Below are 22,317 nucleotides of genomic sequence, written 5' to 3' on the forward strand. Positions count from 1 at the left end.
TGCGACGCAACCGCCGCAGGCTTTTTTGCTCTCGCACCTCGGGGCGCTGAATGCCCTTTCAGTGCTGGTCCGGTTCAGCCCGATCAGTTGACCTTGAGCTGACCGCCACGACCCAGGCCGCCCTTGACGTCCTGCGCCTTGTAGCTACGCAGTGCAACAACCATCTTGTTCCACGCGTCGATAAAGGCGACCACCGTGGCCTTGCCTTCCGGCGTGCTGGAGAAACCTGCCAGACCGCCGCCCACGCCACCGCCAAAGCCGGCCAGCACCGCACCGTAGTTCGTCGCGGTTGAGCTGCCTTCGGCGGCTGCGATCTGCACGGCCGAGCGCACGTCGAACAGGGTCAGCGTCACAACCGAAGCCTTCGACTTCACGCTGCCGGCCAACGCGGCGATGGCGCTGTTGCCCAGCAGGCCGCCCACGGCACCCGCCACACCGCCGATCGGCGAGTCGTTGATGATGATCTGCGGCTCCATGTAGTAGTCAGCCGCCACGCGCTGACCCTTCTGCTGCTTCGAGCCGGCACGGTATTCACCGGAGTTGCGCTGCAGATCGGTGATGCGCGACAGGCGTGCGTCGGTCTTCTGGTTGCCGATCGACGTGATCACGAAGCAGTTCGATTGCTGCACAGCCATGCGCAGCAGCGGATCGATGGTCGTCACCTTGGTGGCGCTGCCGAACTGGCCGTACCAGTCTGCGTTGCGGCCATCATCCATCGCGATGGTGCCCAGCGGCGAGGCACAGCGCTCGAGCGTCGGGTCTGCACCCACGCTGGAGCCGCCGGCCGCCGCACCGCTCACGCCGGCGTTCTGGCCGCCCGGCGTCACCATGCCGCCGCCTGCGCACGCAGCCAGGGAAGAGATGATCAGTGCTACGCCTGCGGCCCTGGCAGTGCGGCTGAGAAGATTGGTTTTCATATTGTTGTGTGGCTCACATTGAGTCGATGTTCGGCTTATGCGTCCTGCGACTCAATAAGCCCCCCTTGATCAGGCGTGCGAGGTGTGCAACAGGTTTCCCCCCTCCCCGAACTGCCTTGAAACGCTTTGAAACGGATGACTGCGGCGCCTCTCTCAGTACCAGTACCAGCTCGTCTGGCGCCAGACGCCGAGGTACGGATAACCCGAATACCAATAGCCGTAGTAAGTGGTGCGCCATTGCGCGCGCCACTTGTAGTCGTCTTCATCGGATTTCTTGGCGGCGCGTGCTTGCTCAAGCAGCTTCTTCGATTCCTTGTCGCCACGGCTCACGGCAATCGAGAGCCATTTTTCGGCTTCGCGCGGGTCGGAGCCCATCTCTTCCAGCCCGAACAGGTAGAACGCGCCCAGCGCCTTTTGCGCCTGCAGGTTGCCGTGCTCGGCTGCCTCGCGCATCCAGTTCAGTGCCTGGTAGCTGTCCTGGCGGACGCCGTCGCCGCGGAAATAGCGCAGACCCAGGTCGTAGGCGGCCTTGGGCTCTCGCTTGGCAACTTCCTTGAGGGCGGTAATGCGCGGATCTTCGTCAGGGATATTCGCCTGGTCAAACGCCACCTGGGCTTTCGGCCGATCGGCACAGCCGCGGTCGTCACATACCCGCACCACATCGCTGGGTGGCTGCGGCTGGGCACACGCTGCCAGCAGTGACACGACTCCCAACATCAGCAAACGATTCCGCATTCGCCTGACCCTTTCTTTTATTGTTGCTGTTGATCGAGAGAAACTCCGCTGACAGCCAGGTCGGTGCCGGTCGTTTTTGCGATCCCGTTCGCAAGACCGGCGCCGCCAGATCGGCTGCACAACGCTTTCTCTTCCGCGCCCCCGCAGGATTTGCGGGCACATGATATAGATCGGTCTACTTTAGCTTGAAGCGTGTGCCGTTGTGTTATCAAAGCGTAAAGCTGACGTGGCAACGACACCGTGCGACTGAGTTTGCTCAGGGCGAGTCCCCCAAGGTCGCAACAAGGGGCCGATGCTAAGATGCGGCCCAGCAATGAGGAGAGGTAGCAATGCGCGCAAGCAAGCGCCAACAGGTGGTGGACAAGGCCAGTGAGCTGTTTTCCAAGCACGGCTTTCACCCCGTGGGCGTCGATTGGATCATCGACGAGTCCGGCGTCGCCCGCATGACGCTGTACCGGCACTTTACCGGCAAGGAAGATCTGATCAAGGAAGTGCTGGAGCAGCGCTATACCTACGTCATGGGCAGCATTGCAGAGAAGCTCAGCCCCCTGCCCGACGCCACCGCCCGCCTCAAGGGCATCTTCGAGTGGTACGGCACGTGGTTCCGCACTCCCGAATTTGCGGGCTGCCTGTTCGAGCGCGCGCTTGCGGAGTTTGGCGCCACCTGCCCCAAGGTGACCGACGTGGCGGTACGCTACCGCGACGATCTGCTCGCAATGATGGAAACGCTGCTCAGGGATGTGGTGCCCGCCGGTACGGCGCGGCAGCTTGCGGGCGTGTACGTGATGCTGCTATCGGGTGCCACGGCCGATGCGCGCACGATGGGCGATCCGTCCGCCGCGTCACAGGCCTGGCACGCTGCAGAAACCCTTCTGAACCAGGCCAGGGCCGCCACCGAAGCTGCCTGAACCCTGCCGCCGCAAGCTACCAGCCGCGCTGCACCCGCCGCGCAATCATCGAGGGCAAGCGCAGCATGCCCTCAGCCGCCAGGCGTAGATGCATCCCGACCAGCAGGATGTTGTCGCGCAGATACCGGAAATGCGACACGCCGCCCTCGTGCGCGCGGAAGTAGCGCACCGGCGCCGCCAGCCGGATCGGACGCACACCGGCCCAGCACAGGCGCACGGCCGCTTCCGGGTCGAAATCGAAACCGCGCATCCAAGTCTGCCGGCGCATGATCTCGGCCAGCGGCGCAATCGGATAGACGCGAAAACCGAACAACGTATCGCCAATACCGGCCCACAGCGTTTCGATATCCGCGCAGCCATTGGACAGGCGCCGACCGTGCACGCGCATCTGCGGCGCCGTTGCGTCGAACACCGGCTGGCCGAGGATCATCGCGTCGGGCGCAGCCTGCGAGGCCGCCATGAATTCGGGGATTAGGTTGGCAGGATGCTGCCCATCGGCGTCCATGGTCAGCACGTAGGTGAAGCCCGCCGCGGCAGCAGCTTCCAGCCCGGCCAGCACAGCCACGCCCTTGCCGCGATTGCGCGGCAGCACGATCACGCGCAGCCCCGGGTCTTGCGCGGCCATGGCCTGCAGGCGTTCGGTGCTGCCGTCGGTGCTGCCGTCGGCCACCACCCAGACCGGGTTCCACTGCGCGCGCGCACTGCGCACGGTGTCGTCAACCTTGGGGCCAGGGTTGTAGCTTGGAATCAGAACGAGGTGCGAAGTGGAAGCGCCGGTCATCGGCATGGCGTCGGTCCGGCCAAACGTTGAAAGCGGAATGCGCGGGCGCTGGCGCGAGCCTATCGCGTGCGGTGTTCTGCCACGTAGGCTGCGAGCGAGCCCAGCGAGGCGAAGATCTTCTGGTTATCGGGATCGCCCGAGCGCAGCTCGAAGCCGTATTTCTTGGAGATCAGCAGCGCAACTTCGAGGATATCGATGGAATCGAGCCCGAACCCTTCGCCATACAGCGGTGTGTCGGCGGTCAGGGCATCGAGTTGAATGTCTTCGAGATTCAGTTCGCCGATCATGAGCGCGGCGAGCTCTTTTTCCAGGTCGTTCATCGGTCTTGCAACCACAGGCGGCGTGCAGCGGGGATTGCGGCCAGAGCCAACAACGTTCTCCTTGCCCGAAGCCCCTGCCTTGTCCAGCCCAGCCTGTGAAGGGGGTCGTTTAAGCTACGCGGATTCTAGACGAAGGGTTACACCCCGTATAGCGCGAAACCGTGACAAAGACCGCATGTCTCGGCGTCTACCCAAAGTGACGCAAACGATTCAACGGCTTGTGTGGCGCCGCAAAGCGGCAATGGGCGCCGTAGCAGCGCCGGCCGGGCGCCGTACATCCGGTTACAAACACGCCGCTGCCGGATCGGGCGAGACAGGCTCGGGGCCCTAGAATGTGCTCCGCCCTACGATGAAACTGCCCGCCTCACCGACGATAACCATGCAGTGCCGCTCCTCCCACCCTGCCCTGCCATGCAGCGACTGACCAGCTTTGCGCGGGGCGCAGCCGGCGTGGGTGCGGTCGTGGCGTATCAGATCGGTGCGCATTACGCAGCGGCAACACCGGGCGCGCATGGCATGGGCTTGGCGATGGCTCTGGTGCCGCCGTTGGCCGTCGCGCTGGCCGCGGCCACACGTTCCACGCATCGTGCATGGCTGCTGCCGCTGTGGCTGCTCGTCTGTGGAGTGCTGTGGATGGCGCGCGCACCGCTGGCCGCGAATTTTGACTGGGGCCTGTACCTCGAACATGCAAGCTTCAACCTGATGATGGCCTACGTGTTCGGCCGCACGCTGGTAGCGGGGCGAGAGCCGCTGTGCACGCGCTTTGCCCACATGGTGCACGGCACGCTCACGCCGCGCATTGCGCGTTATTCACGGCAGGTCACGCTGGCATGGACGCTGTTTTTCCTGGCAACCGCCATCGTATCCACCCTGCTGTTTGCCACGGCATCGACCGTAACGTGGTCGACGTTTGCGAACTACCTGTCGCTGCCGCTGGTGGGCGTGATGTTCGTGGCGGAATACCTCTGCCGGCGCGTCGTGCTGCGCGGCGAGCCGCACTCCAGCCTGTTCGATGCGGTACGCGCATATCGACAATCGGAACAATCAGGGCACTCCATACCCGTCGCCACAGAGCGCTCCCGCTGAACCCACACGCTCTCACGATTTGCTTCATGCCGACTTACCCGCTGGTCTCCCATCCAACACTCGACCACACGCTGGCCTGGCGTGACGGCGCGCCCGTCTCCGTACGTGCGTTCCTGGCCGATGTGATGGCGCTGACCACGATGCTGCCGCCGGGCGATCACGTGTTCAACGCCTGTTCAGACCGTTACCGCTTTGCCGTCGCGCTGTGTGCGACGCTGGTGGCCGGCAAAGTCAGCCTGCTGCCGCCCATGCAGACGCCGCAGATGGTGCGTCAGCTTTCGGTGTTTGCGCCCGATGTGTTCTGCCTGCACGATGCGGCCGCCTGCCCCGTCGACCTGCCGGGCTTCCGTTATCCCGATGCGTTGACAGCCGACACAACGCTCATCGACGTGCCGCAGATCGACGCGTCGCAAGTCATGGCGGTGTTGTTCACGTCTGGATCAACCGGCACGCCGGTGCCGCATCGCAAAACGTGGGGCGCACTGGTGCGCTGCATGCGCACGGCAGTCGCGCACCTTGGCCTGGACGGCGGGCGCGCCTTCACGCTGGTCGGCACCGTACCACCGCAGCACATGTACGGCTTTGAGGTGACGGTACTGCTCGCGCTGCAGGGCGGTCTGGCCTTCAGCAACCAGTTGCCGTTCTATCCGGCGGACATTCGCGAAGCGTTGCTGGCCGTGCCGCAGCCGCGCGTGCTGGTGACCTCGCCGGTGCATCTGCGGGCGCTGCTGGCATCGGAACCCGCGTTGCCAAGCGCATCGCTCGTTCTGTCGGCCACTGCGCCGCTGTCGCAAACACTGGCGCAGGCGGCCGAGACGCGCCTGTCCGCTCCGCTCCTGGAAATCTACGGCAGCACCGAAACCGGCCAGGTCGCGACGCGCCGTACCGCACAGGAAACCGCGTGGCTTCTGTACCCCGATGTCCGCATGGAATCGCGCTCCGGCACGCCGGAAGACGACGGCCCAACGGTGTGGGTCCAGGGCGGGCACGTCGAAACCGCGGTGCCGATGGGCGATGCGATTGAGCTGATAGACGAGGCACATTTTCTGCTGCACGGCCGCAAGGCCGATCTGATCAACATTGCCGGCAAGCGGTCTTCGCTGGCGTATCTGAATCATCAGCTCAACGCGATTGCGGGTGTGGAAGACGGCGTGTTCTACATGCCGGACGATGCGCCCGCCGCCCCGCATACGCACGGCAGCGCCGCAGTCACGCGCCTGGTGGCACTCGTTGTGGCGCCGAGCCTTAGCGCGGCGGACGTACTGCGCGCCCTGCATGAGCGCATCGATGCAGCGTTCCTGCCACGCCCGCTGCTGCTGGTAGACGCGCTGCCGCGCAACGAAACCGGCAAACTGGCGCGCGATGTGCTGGCCGCGCTGGTCGCACAACATTCGCACCGTAACGCACACAAGCCCGACATGCGCTTCACCATTCCCGCTGATCACCCGGCGCTGCCGGGGCACTTTTCCGGCCACCCGATCGTGCCGGGTGTGGTGCTGCTTGACCACGCGCTCCACACGATCGGTGCGGCGCTGGGCCGCTCGCTTGATGCTTGCAAGATCAGCTCGGCCAAGTTTCTCAGCCCTGCGGCACCCGGGGAGTTGCTCGACCTCGCGTTCGAGACGACGGCGAGCAACGCCGTCCGCTTCACGATCCGCGCGGGCGAACGCGACGTGGCCAGCGGCGTGCTGTCCGCTTCAGCGCCGGAGGGCGTTGCTGCATGAAACGCACCGACTGGGCCGAGCATCCGGAGCGCAGCAACCTCGCGCTGCTGCGCGTGATGACGTGGCTCTCGCTGCGGCTTGGGCGGCCGTTCGGCCGGGTTCTGCTGTGGCTGATTGCGGTGTACTTCGTGGCGGCCTCTCCGGCGGCGCGGCGTGCTTCGCGTGACTATCTGCGCCGCGCGCTCGGCCGGCCAGCCACGCTGCGCGACGTGTTCCGCCACATGTTCACCTTCGGCACGACCATCCATGACCGCATTTATCTGATCAGCGGGCGCTTCGATCTGTTCGACGTCGAGTTGCAGGGCCAGCAGCACATACACGACGTGCTGGCGCAGGGGCGCGGTGCATTCCTGCTGGGCGCGCACCTGGGCAGCTTCGAGGTGGTGCGCGCGCTCGGCCGTACGGTGCCCAACCTGCGCGTGGCCGTCGCCATGTATGAAGAGAACGCCCGCAACATCAACGCCGCGGTTGCCGCCATCAACCCGGCGGCGGCGCCGGAGGTCATTCCGCTGGGGCGCGTAGACGCAATGCTGCACGTGCGCGAGGCGCTGGACGACAACCGGCTCGTCGGCATGCTGGCCGATCGCACGCTGTTGCGCGATGCGGGGCCATCAATCCAGCGCAGGGATTTTCTCGGCAGCCCGGCAGCGTTTCCGCTCGGGCCGCTGCACATGGCCGCCATGCTGAAGCGCCCCGTGCTCTTCATGACGGGGCTGCACCTGGGCGGCAATCGCTACGCCGTGCATTTCGATCCGTTGGCGGACTTCACCGATGTGCGCCGCGAAGATCGCGCCGCCGCCGTGCAAGCCGCGCTCGGCCGCTATGTGGAACGCGTCGAACATTACTGCCGCACCGCGCCGTACAACTGGTTCAATTACTTCGACTTCTGGCAGGATGCCGACGCGGCCGGCGCGCAGAATCACACCCCTGCCGAGCGCCAGACCACCCAAACGCCATGACTGCAACGCGCCCCTTCCTACGCGCCCTTCTGGCCCTGCTCGCAGCCAGCATGTTGGCCGCGACCGCCCACGCCGCGGATACCGTCTGGACGCTCGACCGCCTGATGTCCACGCTTGCACGCAACAAGTCGGGGCGCGCGACATTCACGGAAACGAAGACGCTGTCGATTGCGGCACAGCCGATCGAATCGTCCGGCGAGTTGGTGTTCGTGGCGCCCGATCATCTGGAAAAGCACACGCTGGCTCCCAAGCCAGAACACCTCGTGATTGACGGCGACAAGCTGACCGTGGAGCGCAACCAGCGCAAGTTCACGATGCCGCTGTCGCAATACCCGGAGCTGGGCGCCTTCATCGAAAGCATCCGCGCCACGCTGGCCGGTAACCGCTACGCGCTCGAAGCGATTTACAAGGTCGCCATCGCTGGCCACGGCGATGACTGGACGCTCACCCTTTCGCCCATCGACACGCGCATGCAGCAGGTGGTTCGCACCATCACGCTGGAGGGCACGCGCGATGTGCTGCGCAGCGTCGCCATCCGCCAGGTCGATGGCGATCATTCGCTGATGCGCCTTCAACGCGTGCCGGGCAACTAAGGACGCCGCGCACATGAACCGCTTGCACGCCCTGCGACGGCCCGCTCTGCTGGTTTGGTTGACCGGCCTGCTGCTGTGCGCGATCGTGATCGGGCGCACAAGCTTTACAGCGGACCTGTCGGCGTTTCTTCCGCGCTCGCCGAGTGCCGAGCAACGCGTGCTGGTCGACCAGTTGCGCGAGGGGCTGGTGTCACGGCTCATCCTCGTCGGGATCGAGGGGAGTGACGCAGCCACCCGCGCCACGCTGTCGAAGCAGCTCGCCGCCACGCTGCGCGCCGACCCGCAGTTCAGCGCCGTCAACAACGGCGAGCCCGTGAGCGAAGCGCGCGACCGGCAGTTCGTCTTCGACCACCGCTACGTGCTCAGCCCCGCTGTCACGCCGCAGCGCTTTTCCGCAGAAGGTCTGCACGCGGCGCTAGGCGAGAGCCTGGACCTGCTCAGTTCGTCAGCCGGGCTGTTTGCCAAGAACATGCTGCCGCGCGACCCGACCGGCGAGGTGGCGGCACTCGTCAGCCAGTTCGACAACACCGCGCTGCCGTCGTCCATGCATGGCGTGTGGGCGTCGCGCGATGGCCAGCGTGCCGTGCTGGTCGTGCAGACAACGGCCGCCGGCTCTGACACCGACGCTCAGGCGCGTGCCATCGATACCGTGCACCGCGCGTTCGATGCGGTTGCACGCACGGTGCCGAACGGCGCATCGGCGCGCATCCTGCTGACCGGCCCGGGCGTGTTCTCCGTCGAGTCGCGCGACACCATCAAGCACGACGTCGAGCGGCTTTCCACCGTCAGCCTCGTGCTCGTGGTGGCGCTGCTGCTGACGGTGTACCGCTCGCCGCGCACGGTGGCGCTGGGGTTGCTGCCGGTGCTGTCCGGCGTGGCGGCCGGCGTGGCAGCGGTCAGCCTCACGTTTGGGGCCGTGCACGGGCTCACGCTCGGGTTCGGCACCACGCTCATCGGCGAGGCGGTCGACTATTCGATCTACCTCTTCGTGCAATCTGCCCGCCTGCGTGGCGCCACCCCCAACGACAGCCTGCGAGCATGGATCAACACGTACTGGCCGACCATCCGCCTGGGTGTGCTGACCTCGGTATGCGGCTTTGCGTCGATGCTGTTCTCGGGCTTTCCGGGGCTCGTGCAGTTGGGGCTGTATTCGATTGTGGGGTTGGTGACAGCGGCACTTGTCACGCGCTACGTGTTGCCGCATCTGCGTGGTGCAGACGTGGCGACGCGGGACGTATCGCGCGTGGGGACGTGGCTCGCACAGGCCACACATGCTGCACCGCGCCTGCGCTGGGTGTTGGCGGTGGTGCTCGTCGGTGCATGTGCGGCGCTGGTGCTGCATCGCGATGGCCTGTGGAGCCGCGAACTCGCTGCGCTGAGCCCCGTACCCGCGAAGAGCCAAGCACTCGACGCCAGCCTGCGTGCAGACGTGGGGGCGCCCGACGTGCGCTATCTGGTGGTGGTTCCGGCCGCAACCGAACAGGCCGCGCTTGAAGGCGCCGAGAAGGTCGCCGCGCAACTGCAACCGCTGGTGGACAACGGCGTGCTCGCTGGCTTCGAGAACCCCGCGCGCTATCTGCCGAGCGATGCCACGCAGCGCGCTCGCCTGGCAAGCCTGCCCGCCCCTGATGCACTGGCTGCACGCATGCGCGGCGCCGTTGAAGATCAGCCGATCCGCGTGAAGCCTGATCTCTTCGCCCCGTTCATCGCCGATGTGGATGCAGCACGCGCGCAGCCCCTCTTGCGGCGCGCAGACCTGAAAGGCACATCGATGGCATTGGCGGTGGCGGCACTGCTGACGGAACACGCCGGCCAATGGAGCGCCATGCTGCCATTGCGCGCACCGTCAGGCGCGCCGGCCACCGCCACAAATACATCCAATCCGCCCAGCCTGGATGCCGCCCCGATTCGCGCCGCCGTCGAGCATGCGAGCGTACCCGGCGCGCTCTTCGTCGACATGAAGGCCGAGGCTGATCGGCTGTATGTGAACTACGTGCGGGAAGACCTTCGCCTGTCGCTGGCCGGTTTTGGGGCGATCGCGTTGCTGCTGCTCGTGGCGCTGCGCTCTCCGCAGCGGACCCTCCGCGCGTTGGCGCCCCTGGTGGCGGCGGTGCTGGTGGTGACGGCCGGCTTTGCGCTGGCACGCGTGCCGCTGACCATCCTGCATCTGGTGGGCATGCTGCTGATCGTGGCGGTGGGATCGAACTACGCGCTGTTCTTCAATCAACGCACGCAGGCCATTGCGCCGCAGACGCTGGTGTCACTGCTGGTGGCGAATTTGGCGACGGTGGCCGGCTTCGGCCTGCTGGCATTCTCGCGGGTGCCGATGTTGGAAACATTCGGGCTGACCGTCGGGCCGGGCGCCATGCTTGCGCTGGTGTTTGCCGCCATCCTCGCGCCACGCGCCAATCACGATCAGCACCCAGCCGCATGAACTCATCGATCACCACACCGCCTGGCAACGCCCGCCGCTGGAAGCCGACACCGCTGATCAGCGGCGCGCTCGCGCTTCACGCCGGCGCGGCGGTTGCCGTTGCGACCGCCCCATCGACATGGCCATGGGCGGGCGGCAGCGTCATCGCCTCGCATCTGGTGCTGATGGCGGGTGGACTGTGGCCGCGCAGCGCGTGGCTCGGCCCGAACTGGACGCATCTGCCCGCCACGGCCGGCCGGCAGATCGCGTTGACCATCGACGACGGCCCTGACCCCGATGTCACACCGCGCGTGCTGGATGTGCTTGACCTGTACGGTGTCAAGGCCACCTTCTTCTGCATCGGCGAATTGGCGCAGCGGCACCCGCGCTGCGTCGAGGCCATCGTCGCGCGCGGGCACGCGGTGGAAAACCACAGCCAGCGCCATCGGCATACGTTCTCGCTGCAGGCGCCGGGCGCGTTGCGGCGCGAGATTGCTGCCGCGCAGGACACGCTCGCGCAGATCACCGGCATGCGCCCGCTGTTCTTTCGAGCGCCGGCCGGACTGCGCAATCCGTTTCTCGAACCGGTGCTGTGTCAGCTTGGCCTGCAGTTGGCGAGCTGGACGCGCCGCGGCTTCGATACCCGCTCGCGCAATGCCGACGCTATCGCCCAGCGCCTGCTGCATGGTCTGGCGCCACAAGACATCCTGCTGCTCCACGATGGCCATGCGGCGCGCGATGCGCACGGCACGCCCATCATATTGGCCGTATTGCCGAAGGTGCTCGAAGCCGCCGCCCGCGCGCAATTGCAGTGGACGACGTTGCGTGCGGCCCTTGCGCCGGAGCCCCCGCAGGCCACCCGCCCGCAACGGGTCATTTGATAAAATTTGTCAACGATTGGCGCCCCGTCTGCCGAGTCATCTCACCCAACAATTGCCGCGACACCATCCCCAGTGAAGCCCGTCCTGCTCACGCATTTCACCGCCACAAGCTGCCTCGGACGTGGCCTAGACGCCACGCTCGACGCGTTGCGCGGGCAACGGGGCGGGCTCACGCCGTGTCACTTCCCACGCGCCGAACTCGACACGTGGATCGGCGAAGTGCTTGGTACTGATGTCACGCCCGTGCGTGCAGACCTGGCCGATTTCGACTGCCGCAACAACCGGCTCGCCCAGATCAGCCTCACGCAGGACGGCTTTGCCGAAGCTGTCGAAACCGCCAAGGCGCGCCATGGCGCTGGACGCGTCGGCGTGTTCATTGGCACCAGCACGTCGGGCATTCTCGAAACCGAACGTGCCTACCAGCAGCGCGACCCGCAAACGGGGGCGCTGCCGGCAAACTTTCACTACGCACAGACGCACAACATCTATTCGCCCGCCGCGTTTGTGCGGGCGTACTTTGGGTTGGGCGGACCGGCCATGGTGATCTCGTCGGCGTGTTCGTCGGGGGCCAAGGTGTTTGCCTCGGCGCGGCGCATGCTGGCCGCGGGCCTGATCGATGCGGCGGTCGTGGGCGGTGTCGATTCGCTGTGCCTGACCGCGCTGTACGGGTTCAACTCGCTGGAGCTGCTGTCGCGGCAACCGTGCCGGCCGTATGATGCGGCGCGCGACGGCATCTCCATCGGCGAGGCCGCAGCCTTTGCGCTGCTGGAGCGCGCCCCCGAGGCGAAGGGCGCGCTGGACGACGATGCAATCCTGCTGCTCGGCATTGGCGAATCGAGCGATGCGCATCACATGTCCTCGCCGCATCCGGAAGGGCTGGGCGCACGCGCTGCCATGGCGCAAGCGCTGGCCACAAGCGGGCTGGCAGCAACAGACATCGATTACATCAATCTGCACGGCACCGGCACGCCCAGCAATGACGCCGCGGAGGCGCGCGCCATCCATGCGATGTTCGACGGCACGGCGTGCAGCTCGACCAAGGGTGCGACCGGCCACACACTGGGCGCGGCGGGTGCATTGGAAGCGGTGATCACAGCGCTGGCGCTGCGCCATCAATTGCTGCCTGCCGGCATCAACACCACGCAGCCGGACCCGACCTTGGCCGTCAACTACCTGACGTCGAGCCACCACGCCCCTGTTCGCACCGCGCTCAGCAACGCCTTCGGATTTGGCGGCACGAATTGCAGCCTGGTCTTCGGCCGCGCAGACCACGTGAGGCTTTCGTCATGACCCGACTGCGCGCCTTCATCGACAGCATCGGCGTGTTGGGCCCGGGTCTGCGGGATTGGCCGCACACCGCTGACGTGCTCGCCGGTCGCACGCCGTACGCGCACGCACCGACCGAGTTGCCGCCGCCGGCCGGCCTGCCATCGGTCGAGCGCCGCCGCACGGGGCCCGTAGTCAAGCTGGCGCTGGCAGTCGGTCACGAGGCCGTCGCAGCCAGTGGACGCGATGCCGCGACGCTGGCCACCGTCTTCAGTTCGTCCGGCGGCGATGGCCAAAACTGCCACGCCATCTGCGAAACCCTGGCGGGCGACGATCGCAAGCTCTCGCCCACGCGCTTCCACAACTCCGTGCACAACGCCCCGGCGGGCTACTGGAGCATCGCCACGCACGCGATGGCGCCGTCCAATGTGCTGTGCGCGTACGACGGCAGCTTTGCCGCCGGCCTGCTGGACAGCCTCTGTCAGGTTGTGATTGACGCCACACCCACCCTGCTGATCGCGTATGACGGCGAGTACCCGGAACCGTTGAACGCGGTGCGGCCCGTGCCCGATACGTTTGCGGTGGCGATGGTCCTTGCACCCGAAGCCGGCCCGCGCACGCTCGCGCGTATTGACGTCGCGCTGACCGACACGGCGTCCACGGCGTTGACACAACCCGGGCTCGAAACGCTGTGGCGCGGCAACGCCGCAGCCCGCGCGCTGCCGCTGCTGGAAGCGTTGGCGGCACGGCGCGCATCCAACGTCGTGATCGACTATCTGCCCGAGACCCGCCTGCAGGTCGACATCACCTTCGGCACGCCATGACGTCAAGCGTGCAGCCATCTCCGCCACTCGACCGCAACTGGATCGCGGCGCGCATTCCGCACAGCGGCGCGATGTGCCTGCTGGACGCGGTCGTCGCATGGGACGACGCGCACATCCATTGCAGCGCCACGAGCCATCGTGACGCTGCCAACCCGTTGCGCTCGCACGGCCAGTTGGCTGCTGTCTGCGGCATCGAGTACGCCGCTCAGGCGATGGCCGTGCATGGCGCCCTGTGCGATGCTGCGCAAGCCCGGCCGCGCGCCGGTTTTCTCGCCAGCGTGCGCAGCGTTGAAGCGCACGTCCCGCGCCTCGACACCATCGACTCGCCGCTCGACATCGAAGCCGAACGCATTGGCGGCGACGGCAACAACGTGCTGTACCGATTCACCGTGCGCAGTGGCGCACGCATCCTGTTGACCGGCCGCGCCGCTGTGGTGCTCGACGCGTCCGTTGCATGAACCTGTTTGTGAGGATTCCCACCGTGAAAGGTCGTCTACTTTTGATCCCTGCGCTGCTGCTGGCGCTGCTCAGCCCCCTGGCCCATGCCGACTTGTCCGAGACCAAGGAGAACATCAAGCAGGACACGAAGGAAGCGGCGCGCAAGACCGGCCATGCGGCGAAGGAAGCCGGGCATGCGACGGCCAACGCAGCACGAGCGGTTGGCCATGGCGTTAAGAATGCGGCGCATGCAACCAAATGCGGCGTGAAACACGTCTTCAAGAAGCCGTGTGAGAGTGACTAGAACGGCCGCATGTCTGCGCGCTGAAGGCAGCAAAAAACCCGGCATCCTTGGCGGACTGCCGGGTTTTTGTTGTCTGGTGAGACGGACTTAGAACGGTCAGAACGGAATATCGTCGTCCATATCCTCAAAGCCATTCGACGGGGCTGGCTGACGACGTGCGCCACCGCCCTGGCCACCGCCACCTTCGCCGCCGCGCGAGTAGCCGCCGCCTTGGCCTTGGCCTTGGCTTTGACCTTGGCTGCGGCCACCGCCGTAGCCACCGCCACCGCCGCCTTCACCGCCGCGCGAGTAGCCAGCACCACCGCCACCGCTGCCGGCGCCCTCACCACCGCGGCCGCCGAGCATCTGCATTTGTTCTGCGACGATTTCGGTGCTGTATTGCTTCTGGCCGTCCTTTTCCCATTGGCGGGTCTTGAGGCGACCTTCGATGTAGACCGACGAGCCTTTCTTCAGGTATTCGCCGGCGATTTCAGCCAGGCGGCCGAAGAAGGCGATGCGGTGCCACTCGGTGGCTTCCTTCATTTCGCCGCTGGCCTTGTCCTTGTAGCGGTCGGTGGTTGCCACGCGAATGTTGGTGACAGCGTCGCCGCTGGGCATGTAACGCGTTTCAGGATCGGCGCCGAGATTGCCGACGATGATGACTTTGTTGACGGACGCCATGATGAGTTTCCGAAGGTAAAAATGAAGTGATGCCGCCGTGTTGCCCGGATTAGTGTCGGCGCAGCGCCGGCATTTGCATGGGGCTCGCAATTATAAGCCAGGCAAAAACCAGCGCAGCGCAGCTTAGGAATACCGCATGCTGCCCCGCGTGCAGCAGAATCCAACCGCCGCCAGCCCCGCCCGTAAACAGGCCCAGCGCCTGCGTCGTGTTGTACACGCCCATGGCCGCGCCCTTGCGCACGCCCGGCGCGTACTTCGATACCAGCGACGGCTGCGACGCCTCCAGCACATTGAAACCGAGGAAGTAGACCAGCAGCGCAATCGCCAGCGCGGCGAGCGTCGGATTGATCTCGCCCAGCGCCAGTTGCGCCACCATCACCAGCGCCACAGCCGACAGCAGCACGATCTTCATCTTGCCGCGCTTCTCGGCGGCAATGATGGCCGGCACCATCAGCACGAACGACACGCCCATCACCGGCAGGTAGATCTTCCAGTGCGAATCGACAGGCAGGCCGGCGGCTTCCAGCATGTGCGGCAGCACGACGAACAACGCCGTCTGCGTGGCATGCAGGGCGAACACGCCAAAGTTCAGGCGCAGCAGTTCGGGGTTGCGCAGGACTTCGCGGAACGGCGCCTTCACATGCTCGGGCGGACGCGGCGGGTTGGGCACAACCCACAGCACCACGCCGATGGCGACGATGGCCAGCACACCAATCGCCGTGAACATGCCTGGCATGCCGACCCAGCGGAAGATGACCGGAGCACTCACGATGGCCACGGCAAACGACAGGCCGATGCTGCCGCCGATCATGGCCATGGCCTTGGTGCGATGCTCCTCGCGCGTGAGGTCGGCCACGAAGGCGATCACCGCCGACGAGATCGCCCCCGCGCCCTGGATAGCCCGCCCCACGGCGATGCCCGCGACGCTGTGCGAAAACGCCGCCACTAGGCTTCCCACCGCAAAGATCACCAGGCCCGTGACGATGACGGGCTTGCGTCCGAAGCGATCCGATAGCCAGCCGTAGGGGATATACAGCAACGCCTGCGTGAGGCCATACACGCCGATGGCGAAGGCGACGAGTTGGGTATTGTTGCCGTCGGGCAGCGTTTTCGCGAACACCGCGAAGACCGGCATGATCATGAACAAACCCAACATGCGCAGCGCAAAGATGCCGGCCAGCGAGGCGGCCGCGCGCAGCTCAAGACCGTTCATACGGCCGGAAGCGGAAGTCATGGATGGGGAGGCGGAGGACATGGTGCGGAAACCGCCGCGAAAACCAGAAAGAAAAAGCGGCGACAAGGACACTTGAACGGTTTCACGGATTGCCCCATCTGGGAGCAGATACCAGCAAAACCGAAGTTCGGTATATTAGCAGGCTTACCCTTTTCCACCCTCCCGCCGATTGCCGCAGGCGGTCCGCACTCCGACGCCGCATTCAGCAGCACTCAGCCGCACATGGACGAAATCAAGATTCGTGGGGCCCGTACCCACAACCTGAAGAACATCAACCTCGATCTGCCGCGTAACCGGTTGATCGTGATCACCGGGCTTTCGGGGTCGGGCAAGTCGTCGCTCGCGTTCGACACGCTGTATGCGGAGGGGCAGCGTCGCTATGTGGAATCGCTGTCGGCGTATGCCCGGCAATTCCTGCAACTGATGGAAAAACCCGACGTTGACCTGATCGAAGGTCTGTCACCGGCCATTTCCATCGAGCAGAAGGCCACTAGCCACAACCCACGCTCCACAGTCGGCACCGTTACCGAGATTCACGACTACCTGCGTCTGCTGTATGCGCGCGCCGGCACGCCCTACTGTCCAGACCACGGTCAGCCGCTGGAAGCGCAAAACGTGTCGCAGATGGTGGATGCCGTGCTGGCGCTGCCGGCCGACACCAAGCTGATGATCCTGGCGCCCGTGGTGGCCAACCGCAAGGGCGAGCACGTCGACCTGTTTGAAGCGATGCAGGCGCAGGGTTTCGTGCGCTTTCGCATCCGCTCGGGCGGCGGTACCGCGCACGAGGCTGAAGCCAAGGTCTACGAAGTCGACAACCTGCCGAAGCTCAAGAAGAACGACAAGCACTCGATCGAGGTCGTGGTCGACCGCGTGAAAGTGAACCCGGAACTCAAGCAGCGCTTGGCCGAGTCGTTCGAAACCGCGCTGCGCCTGGCCGACGGCCGCGCCATCGCGCTGGAAATGGACACGGGCAAGGAACATGGCTTCAGCTCCAAGTTCGCCTGCCCGATCTGCTCGTACTCGCTGCAGGAGCTGGAGCCGCGGCTGTTCTCGTTCAACAACCCGATGGGCGCTTGCCCACACTGCGACGGCCTGGGCCAGATCACGTTCTTCGATCCGAAGCGCGTGGTGGCCTTTCCGAATCTGTCGCTGGCGTCTGGCGCGATCAAAGGTTGGGACCGCCGCAACCAGTTCTACTTCCAGATGCTGCAGAGCCTGGCGGCGTTCTACGACGTCGACATCGACGTCGCGTTTGAAGACCTGCCGCCCGAGACCCAGCAGATCGTGCTGCACGGCTCGGGCAAGCAACAGATTCCGTTCACGTACATCAACGAGCGCGGCAAGACCACGGTGCGCGAGCACGCGTTCGAGGGGATCATCCCCAACCTGGAGCGGCGCTACAAAGAGACCGACTCCATCGCCGTGCGCGAGGAATTGGCCAAGTACCAGAACAACCAGCCGTGCCCGGAGTGCCACGGCACCCGCCTGCGCCGCGAAGCGCGCTTCGTCAAGATTGGCGAGGCCGACCAGGCACGCGGCATTTACGAGATCAACGGCTGGCCGCTGCGCGATGCGCTCACGTATTTCCTGACGCTGAACATGCACGGCGCCAAGCGCGAGATTGCCGACAAGATCGTCCAGGAGATCACCGCGCGGCTGAACTTCCTGAACAACGTCGGGCTCGATTACCTGTCGCTGGAGCGCAGTGCCGATACGCTTTCGGGCGGCGAAGCGCAGCGCATCCGGCTGGCGTCGCAGATCGGCTCGGGGCTGACCGGCGTGATGTACGTGCTGGACGAGCCGTCCATCGGACTGCACCAGCGCGACAACGATCGGCTGATCGGCACGCTCAAGCACCTGCGCGATCTCGGCAACTCGGTGCTGGTGGTGGAGCACGATGAAGACATGATCCGCGCGTCCGACTACGTGGTCGACATCGGCCCCGGTGCCGGGGTGCACGGTGGGCAGATCATCGCGGAGGGCACGCCCCAGCAAGTCGAGCAATCGCCGGCGTCGCTGACGGGCGACTACTTGTCGGGCAAGCGCCGCATCGAGGTGCCCAAGCAGCGCACGGCGCCCGATGAAGAGCGCTGGCTGCGCATCATCAACGCCAGCGGCAACAACTTGAAGAATGTGTCGGCGGACATTCCGGTGGGGCTGCTGACGTGCATCACGGGCGTGTCGGGTTCGGGCAAGTCGACGCTGATCAACGACACGCTTTACCACGCGGTGGCACGCCATCTGTACGGCTCGACGCCGGAGCCCGCAGCGCACGATCGCATCGATGGGCTGGAGCATTTCGACAAGGTCATCAACGTCGACCAGTCGCCGATTGGCCGCACGCCGCGCTCGAACCCGGCCACCTACACGGGCCTGTTCACGCCGATCCGCGAGCTGTTTGCCGGCGTGCCGTCGGCCAAGGAGCGCGGGTATGACCCTGGCCGCTTCTCGTTCAACGTCAAGGGCGGCCGCTGCGAGGCATGCCAGGGCGACGGCGTGCTGAAGGTCGAGATGCACTTCCTGCCCGACGTGTACGTGCCATGCGACGTCTGCCACGGCAAGCGCTATAACCGTGAAACGCTGGAAGTGCTCTACAAGGGCAAGAACATCACCGAAGTGCTGGAGATGACGGTGGAGCAGGCGCACGAGTTCTTTGCGCCGGTGCCGGTGGTGCGCCGCAAGTTGCAAACGCTGCTGGATGTGGGCCTGGGCTACATCCGCCTGGGTCAATCGGCGACCACGCTGTCGGGCGGCGAGGCGCAGCGTGTGAAGCTGTCGCTGGAGCTATCGAAGCGCGACACAGGCCGCACGCTCTACATCCTGGATGAGCCGACCACTGGCCTGCACTTCCACGATATCGAGCTGCTACTCAAAGTCATCTACAAGCTGCGCGATCACGGCAATACGATCGTGATCATTGAGCACAACCTCGACGTGATCAAAACGGCGGACTGGCTGCTCGATCTCGGGCCCGAAGGCGGTGCGGGCGGTGGGCAGATCATCGCCAAGGGCACCCCCGAAGATGTGGCGAAGAGCAAGGCGAGCTTTACCGGCAAATACCTCGCGCCGCTGCTCAAGCGAAAGTAAGCGCGGTCATCCGGCAACAAAAAAGCGCAGCTTGGGCTGCGCTTTTTTTTTTTCGACAATGCCGGGCGTCAGTGGCCGGCTGGTGCCGTCTCGGTCACCACCTCATCCGCGTCTTTCATACGGCTGCGGTTCAACGCCCCTGCTTCGTCCAGCACGGAATACGCGGCGGCGCAGAACAACGAATTCAACCGTTTGAAATCGCTGATGATGTCCAGATGCAATGAGCTGGTCTCGATGCTCTCGGCCGTCTGGGCGGACACCCGTGTGAGGTGACTGCGCGAGTAGCGCTTTTCCAGATCGCGGAAGTGGGCCTTTTCCAGCATCAGCTTCTGCGCGCTGCGCAGGTCGCCCGTCAGGAACACCGACAGCGACAGCTTCAGGTTCGTGACGAGGCGTGCGTGCATGTCTTCCAACTCTTCCATGCCGGCCTCGGAAAAGGCCAGCTTGTGTGCGATCTTCTTCTCGCGTACGTCCTGGAGCAGGCGGTCGAGAATATCGCCAGCGTGCTCCAGGTTGATGGTGAGCGAGATGATGTCTGCCCAGCGCTTGCCCTCGCGTGCGTCCAGCGCTTCGTGGCTCAGCTGCGTGAGATAAAGCTTGATGGCGGTGTAGAGCGCATCCACCTCGTCATCGATGGCGCGGGTGGTTTGCAGCAGGCGCACGTCGTTGGTCTTGAGCACGCGCAGGGTGTTGTCGAGCATGTGCTCAACGCGATCTCCGATGCGCAGCACTTCGCGCGCCGCGTTGCCCAGCGCCAACGTTGGCGTGGCCAGCGCGGAAGGATCGAGATAGCGCGGCGCAACGAGATCGTCGATATGCGCGCCGCCCGGCAGGATGCGCGCGCACAGCCGCGCCATCGTATCGGTAAAGCCGATCAGCAGCACCGCCAGCGCCACGTTGAACACCACGTGAAACGCCACAACCACGTGCTGCGGCGCGACGCCCGCGTGCGGCGCCCACTCCGCCAGCTTGTCCAGAAAGGGCAGCGCCAGCGCGGCGCCAAGCATGCGCGAAAGCAGGTTCCCGAGCGTTGCGCGGCGTGCGGCCTGGCTTGATGACGGCGTGGTCGCCAACGCCGCCACGGCACTCCCGATATTTGCGCCCAGCACAATCGCAAATGCCACCTTGACCGACACCGCCGCCGACGTCGCCAGCGTCGCGCAGAACAGCACCACCGCCAGGCTCGAATAGCACAGCAGCGTGAGCACTGCGCCAATCAGCATGTTCAGGCCGGTGTCTGACGAGAAGGAACTCAGCAGCACGCGCAGCGCATTGGCTTCCACCATGGGGCTCGACGCGACCGAGATCAGCTCCAGCGCCATCATGATCAGGCCCAGGCCGATCAGCACCCGCCCGAAGTGCCCCACTGCATTGCCCTTGCGCGACAGATGCAGGATCACGCCAAAGAAGATCAGCAGCGGCGACAGCCACGACAAGTCCAACGCAAATACCTGCGCCATGATGGCCGTGCCCACGTTGGCACCCAGCAGAATCGCCAGCGCCGACGACACGCCCATCAGTCCTTGAGCAACAAACGCCCCGACGATGGTGGCCGTCGCGTTACTGCTCTGCACCAGGCACGTCACGCCAATGCCGGCCAGCAGCGCAGAGAATCGGTTCGATACGCTGCGCGACAACAGGCGGCGCAAGTCCGCGCCGTAGAGGCGCAACATGCCGACCTTGACGGTCTGCGTGCCCCATACCAACAGGGCGACGCCGGAAAGCAGCTTGAGCAGGGTGATCATTGTTGCCGTGCAGTCTTGCTTATTTGGTCAGGGCGACCCGCAGGCCCAGCCCGATGAAAATGCAGCCGCTCACCCGGTCGAGCCACAGAGAGGCGCGCGGCGTGCGGCGCATCCAACCGCCCAGCGCGGCCGCGCACCAGCCGTAGATGCCGAACACAACGATGGTCTGCGCCATGAACACGCCGCCCAGCAGCAACATCTGCAGCGCCGCATGGCCGGCCTGCGCATCCACAAACTGCGGCAGGAACACCACGAAGAACAACGTCACCTTCGGGTTGAGCAGATTGGCAAAGACGCTCTGGCGATACACCTGCCACAAGTCTGGCACCGCCTGCGGTCCAGCATGATTCGGGCCGATGCCGCCCTTGCTGCGCAGTGCCCGAATGCCTAGCCAGATCAGGTACGCCGCGCCCAGCCAGCGGATCGCCTGGAACGCCACCGGGGACGATTGCAGCACGGCTGCCAGCCCGAGCGCCGCCAGTGTCGTGTGAAACAGGCAGCCTGACGCGAACCCCGCTGCCGCCGACAGACCCGCCTGACGGCCCTGGCTTGCGCCGCGTGCAATGACCTGCAGGTTGTCCGGCCCCGGCATCACCGTAATGGCAATCGAAGTCAGCAGGAATAGCAATACGTGGGGCATCGACGTCTCCCAGGGTGCGGCGGAAATGGAAAGGATCATGCTACTGCGCGCGGCAGTAGAACGTCATACTTTTGTCACATGAGCGTATGCGACTCGCGCATCACGCAAAGGCAGTGGGGGCTGCTCAGTGCCCATCAAAGCGGCAGACCGTGAAGAGCGGCAGCCCGCCATCGATCAGCAATTGCGAGCCGCCCAATTCGGGCAGGTCAACAATCGCCGCGCCCTCCACCACTGTCGCGCCCAGCCGTTCAAGCAGACGCTTGCCGGCCATCATGGTGCCGCCGGTGGCGATCAGGTCGTCGATCAACAGGACGCGATCGCCGGGCTTGCAGGCATCGGCGTGGATTTCCACCGTCGCGCTGCCGTATTCGAGCATGTACTCCTCGGCCACCGTGTTGAACGGCAGCTTGCCTTTCTTGCGGATCGGCACAAATCCGAGGTTCAGCTCATACGCCACGATTGAGCCGAGGATGAATCCGCGCGCATCGATGCCCGCCACCAGATTCAGCCCCTGCCCCATGTAGCGATGGACGAACACGTCCACCAGCACGCGCAGGCTCTTCGGGTCCTGCAGCAGCGGCGTGATATCGCGAAACATGACCCCGGCCTGCGGCCAATCCGGCACCGTGCGGATGCGGTCGCGCAGGTAACGCGATACATCGCCCAATTCGGTGGAAGCGGGAATGGACGACGGCGTCAGCAGCGCCGCCTGGTGAGGAGGAACTTGGTTCATGGCAAAAACAGGAAAGCAGGAACGTGGTCTGCGGTAATGGGCTACCACCCGGGCCGAATGGCGCCGAAC

General features: G+C 65.2%; 21 protein-coding genes. 12 read left to right on the plus strand and 9 right to left on the minus strand.

What is annotated here, in order from left to right; all coding sequences use genetic code 11:
- Positions 1 to 83 precede the first annotated feature (83 nt).
- Together M1D44_RS12420 and M1D44_RS12425 are read right to left on the minus strand one after the other, a co-directional pair.
- On the minus strand, positions 84 to 917 hold the full coding sequence (locus M1D44_RS12420; protein WP_024976686.1) for a hypothetical protein: 834 nt from the start codon (positions 915 to 917) through the stop codon (positions 84 to 86).
- A gap of 153 nt (positions 918 to 1,070) precedes the next feature.
- The gene (locus M1D44_RS12425; protein WP_024976687.1) at positions 1,071 to 1,652 is read right to left on the minus strand and encodes a tetratricopeptide repeat protein; all 582 of its coding nucleotides are present in this window, start codon (positions 1,650 to 1,652) and stop codon (positions 1,071 to 1,073) included.
- A 329-nt stretch (positions 1,653 to 1,981) separates the two neighbouring features.
- Between M1D44_RS12425 and M1D44_RS12430 the strand changes: the two genes are divergently transcribed.
- Positions 1,982 to 2,560, plus strand: a complete 579-nt coding sequence (locus M1D44_RS12430) for a TetR/AcrR family transcriptional regulator (protein ID WP_024976688.1) — start codon at positions 1,982 to 1,984, stop codon at positions 2,558 to 2,560.
- A gap of 16 nt (positions 2,561 to 2,576) precedes the next feature.
- On the opposite strand, the gene M1D44_RS12435 is transcribed toward M1D44_RS12430, so the two are convergent.
- Positions 2,577 to 3,347 carry a glycosyltransferase family 2 protein gene (locus M1D44_RS12435; RefSeq protein WP_316852766.1) on the minus strand — a complete coding sequence of 257 codons (771 nt, stop codon included), beginning with the start codon at positions 3,345 to 3,347 and terminating at the stop codon, positions 2,577 to 2,579.
- Positions 3,348 to 3,400: 53 nt separating this feature from the next.
- Complete coding sequence (locus tag M1D44_RS12440) at positions 3,401 to 3,661, minus strand: phosphopantetheine-binding protein (protein WP_004633317.1); 261 nt, start codon at positions 3,659 to 3,661, stop codon at positions 3,401 to 3,403.
- Between the two features lie 411 nt (positions 3,662 to 4,072).
- On the opposite strand from M1D44_RS12440, the gene M1D44_RS12445 reads away from it, so the two are divergent.
- From M1D44_RS12445 to M1D44_RS12490, 10 genes are all read left to right on the plus strand, one after another.
- Positions 4,073 to 4,747, plus strand: coding sequence for a COG4648 family protein (locus tag M1D44_RS12445; RefSeq protein ID WP_316852767.1), 675 nt, complete (start codon positions 4,073 to 4,075; stop codon positions 4,745 to 4,747).
- 26 nt (positions 4,748 to 4,773) lie between these two features.
- A complete protein-coding gene (locus M1D44_RS12450; protein WP_316852768.1) occupies positions 4,774 to 6,471 on the plus strand; it encodes an AMP-binding protein in 1,698 nt (565 codons plus the stop codon).
- Positions 6,468 to 7,430 (plus strand): LpxL/LpxP family acyltransferase, encoded by a 963-nt coding sequence (locus M1D44_RS12455; RefSeq protein WP_112185910.1) that lies wholly within the window; start codon positions 6,468 to 6,470, stop codon positions 7,428 to 7,430. Before M1D44_RS12450 ends, M1D44_RS12455 begins: the two co-directional genes overlap by 4 nt.
- A complete protein-coding gene (locus M1D44_RS12460) occupies positions 7,427 to 8,023 on the plus strand; it encodes a LolA-related protein (protein WP_316852769.1) in 597 nt (198 codons plus the stop codon). The genes M1D44_RS12455 and M1D44_RS12460 overlap by 4 nt, the downstream gene beginning before the upstream one ends.
- Positions 8,024 to 8,036: 13 nt before the next feature.
- A complete protein-coding gene (locus M1D44_RS12465) occupies positions 8,037 to 10,457 on the plus strand; it encodes an MMPL family transporter (protein WP_316852770.1) in 2,421 nt (806 codons plus the stop codon).
- On the plus strand, positions 10,454 to 11,317 hold the full coding sequence (locus M1D44_RS12470) for a polysaccharide deacetylase family protein (protein ID WP_112185914.1): 864 nt from the start codon (positions 10,454 to 10,456) through the stop codon (positions 11,315 to 11,317). The genes M1D44_RS12465 and M1D44_RS12470 overlap by 4 nt, the downstream gene beginning before the upstream one ends.
- 72 nt (positions 11,318 to 11,389) lie before the next feature.
- Positions 11,390 to 12,607, plus strand: a complete 1,218-nt coding sequence (locus tag M1D44_RS12475) for a beta-ketoacyl-[acyl-carrier-protein] synthase family protein (protein ID WP_316852771.1) — start codon at positions 11,390 to 11,392, stop codon at positions 12,605 to 12,607.
- On the plus strand, positions 12,604 to 13,407 hold the full coding sequence (locus M1D44_RS12480) for a beta-ketoacyl synthase chain length factor (RefSeq protein ID WP_316852772.1): 804 nt from the start codon (positions 12,604 to 12,606) through the stop codon (positions 13,405 to 13,407). The genes M1D44_RS12475 and M1D44_RS12480 overlap by 4 nt, the downstream gene beginning before the upstream one ends.
- Entirely contained in the window at positions 13,404 to 13,865 is a 462-nt protein-coding gene (locus tag M1D44_RS12485) for a hotdog family protein (RefSeq protein WP_112185920.1), read from the plus strand. The genes M1D44_RS12480 and M1D44_RS12485 overlap by 4 nt, the downstream gene beginning before the upstream one ends.
- A 23-nt stretch (positions 13,866 to 13,888) precedes the next feature.
- Positions 13,889 to 14,149 carry a hypothetical protein gene (locus tag M1D44_RS12490; protein ID WP_024976699.1) on the plus strand — a complete coding sequence of 87 codons (261 nt, stop codon included), beginning with the start codon at positions 13,889 to 13,891 and terminating at the stop codon, positions 14,147 to 14,149.
- 96 nt (positions 14,150 to 14,245) lie between these two features.
- Here M1D44_RS12490 and M1D44_RS12495 read toward each other — a convergent pair whose 3' ends face one another.
- Positions 14,246 to 14,809 carry a single-stranded DNA-binding protein gene (locus M1D44_RS12495; protein WP_024976700.1) on the minus strand — a complete coding sequence of 188 codons (564 nt, stop codon included), beginning with the start codon at positions 14,807 to 14,809 and terminating at the stop codon, positions 14,246 to 14,248.
- Between the two features lie 49 nt (positions 14,810 to 14,858).
- Complete coding sequence (locus tag M1D44_RS12500; RefSeq protein ID WP_316853024.1) at positions 14,859 to 16,022, minus strand: MFS transporter; 1,164 nt, start codon at positions 16,020 to 16,022, stop codon at positions 14,859 to 14,861.
- A gap of 243 nt (positions 16,023 to 16,265) precedes the next feature.
- On the opposite strand from M1D44_RS12500, the gene uvrA reads away from it, so the two are divergent.
- On the plus strand, positions 16,266 to 19,130 hold the full coding sequence (gene uvrA / locus M1D44_RS12505) for an excinuclease ABC subunit UvrA (RefSeq protein WP_112185933.1): 2,865 nt from the start codon (positions 16,266 to 16,268) through the stop codon (positions 19,128 to 19,130).
- Between the two features lie 68 nt (positions 19,131 to 19,198).
- On the opposite strand, the gene M1D44_RS12510 is transcribed toward uvrA, so the two are convergent.
- The 3 genes from M1D44_RS12510 to M1D44_RS12520 form a co-directional block, all read right to left on the minus strand.
- A complete protein-coding gene (locus M1D44_RS12510; protein WP_024976703.1) occupies positions 19,199 to 20,875 on the minus strand; it encodes a Na/Pi cotransporter family protein in 1,677 nt (558 codons plus the stop codon).
- A 19-nt stretch (positions 20,876 to 20,894) separates the two neighbouring features.
- Entirely contained in the window at positions 20,895 to 21,515 is a 621-nt protein-coding gene (locus M1D44_RS12515) for a LysE family translocator (RefSeq protein WP_024976704.1), read from the minus strand.
- Positions 21,516 to 21,639: 124 nt separating this feature from the next.
- The gene (locus M1D44_RS12520) at positions 21,640 to 22,248 is read right to left on the minus strand and encodes an adenine phosphoribosyltransferase (protein WP_045202521.1); all 609 of its coding nucleotides are present in this window, start codon (positions 22,246 to 22,248) and stop codon (positions 21,640 to 21,642) included.
- Positions 22,249 to 22,317: the final 69 nt, after the last annotated feature.

Source organism: Ralstonia sp. SA306, from assembly GCF_054792405.1.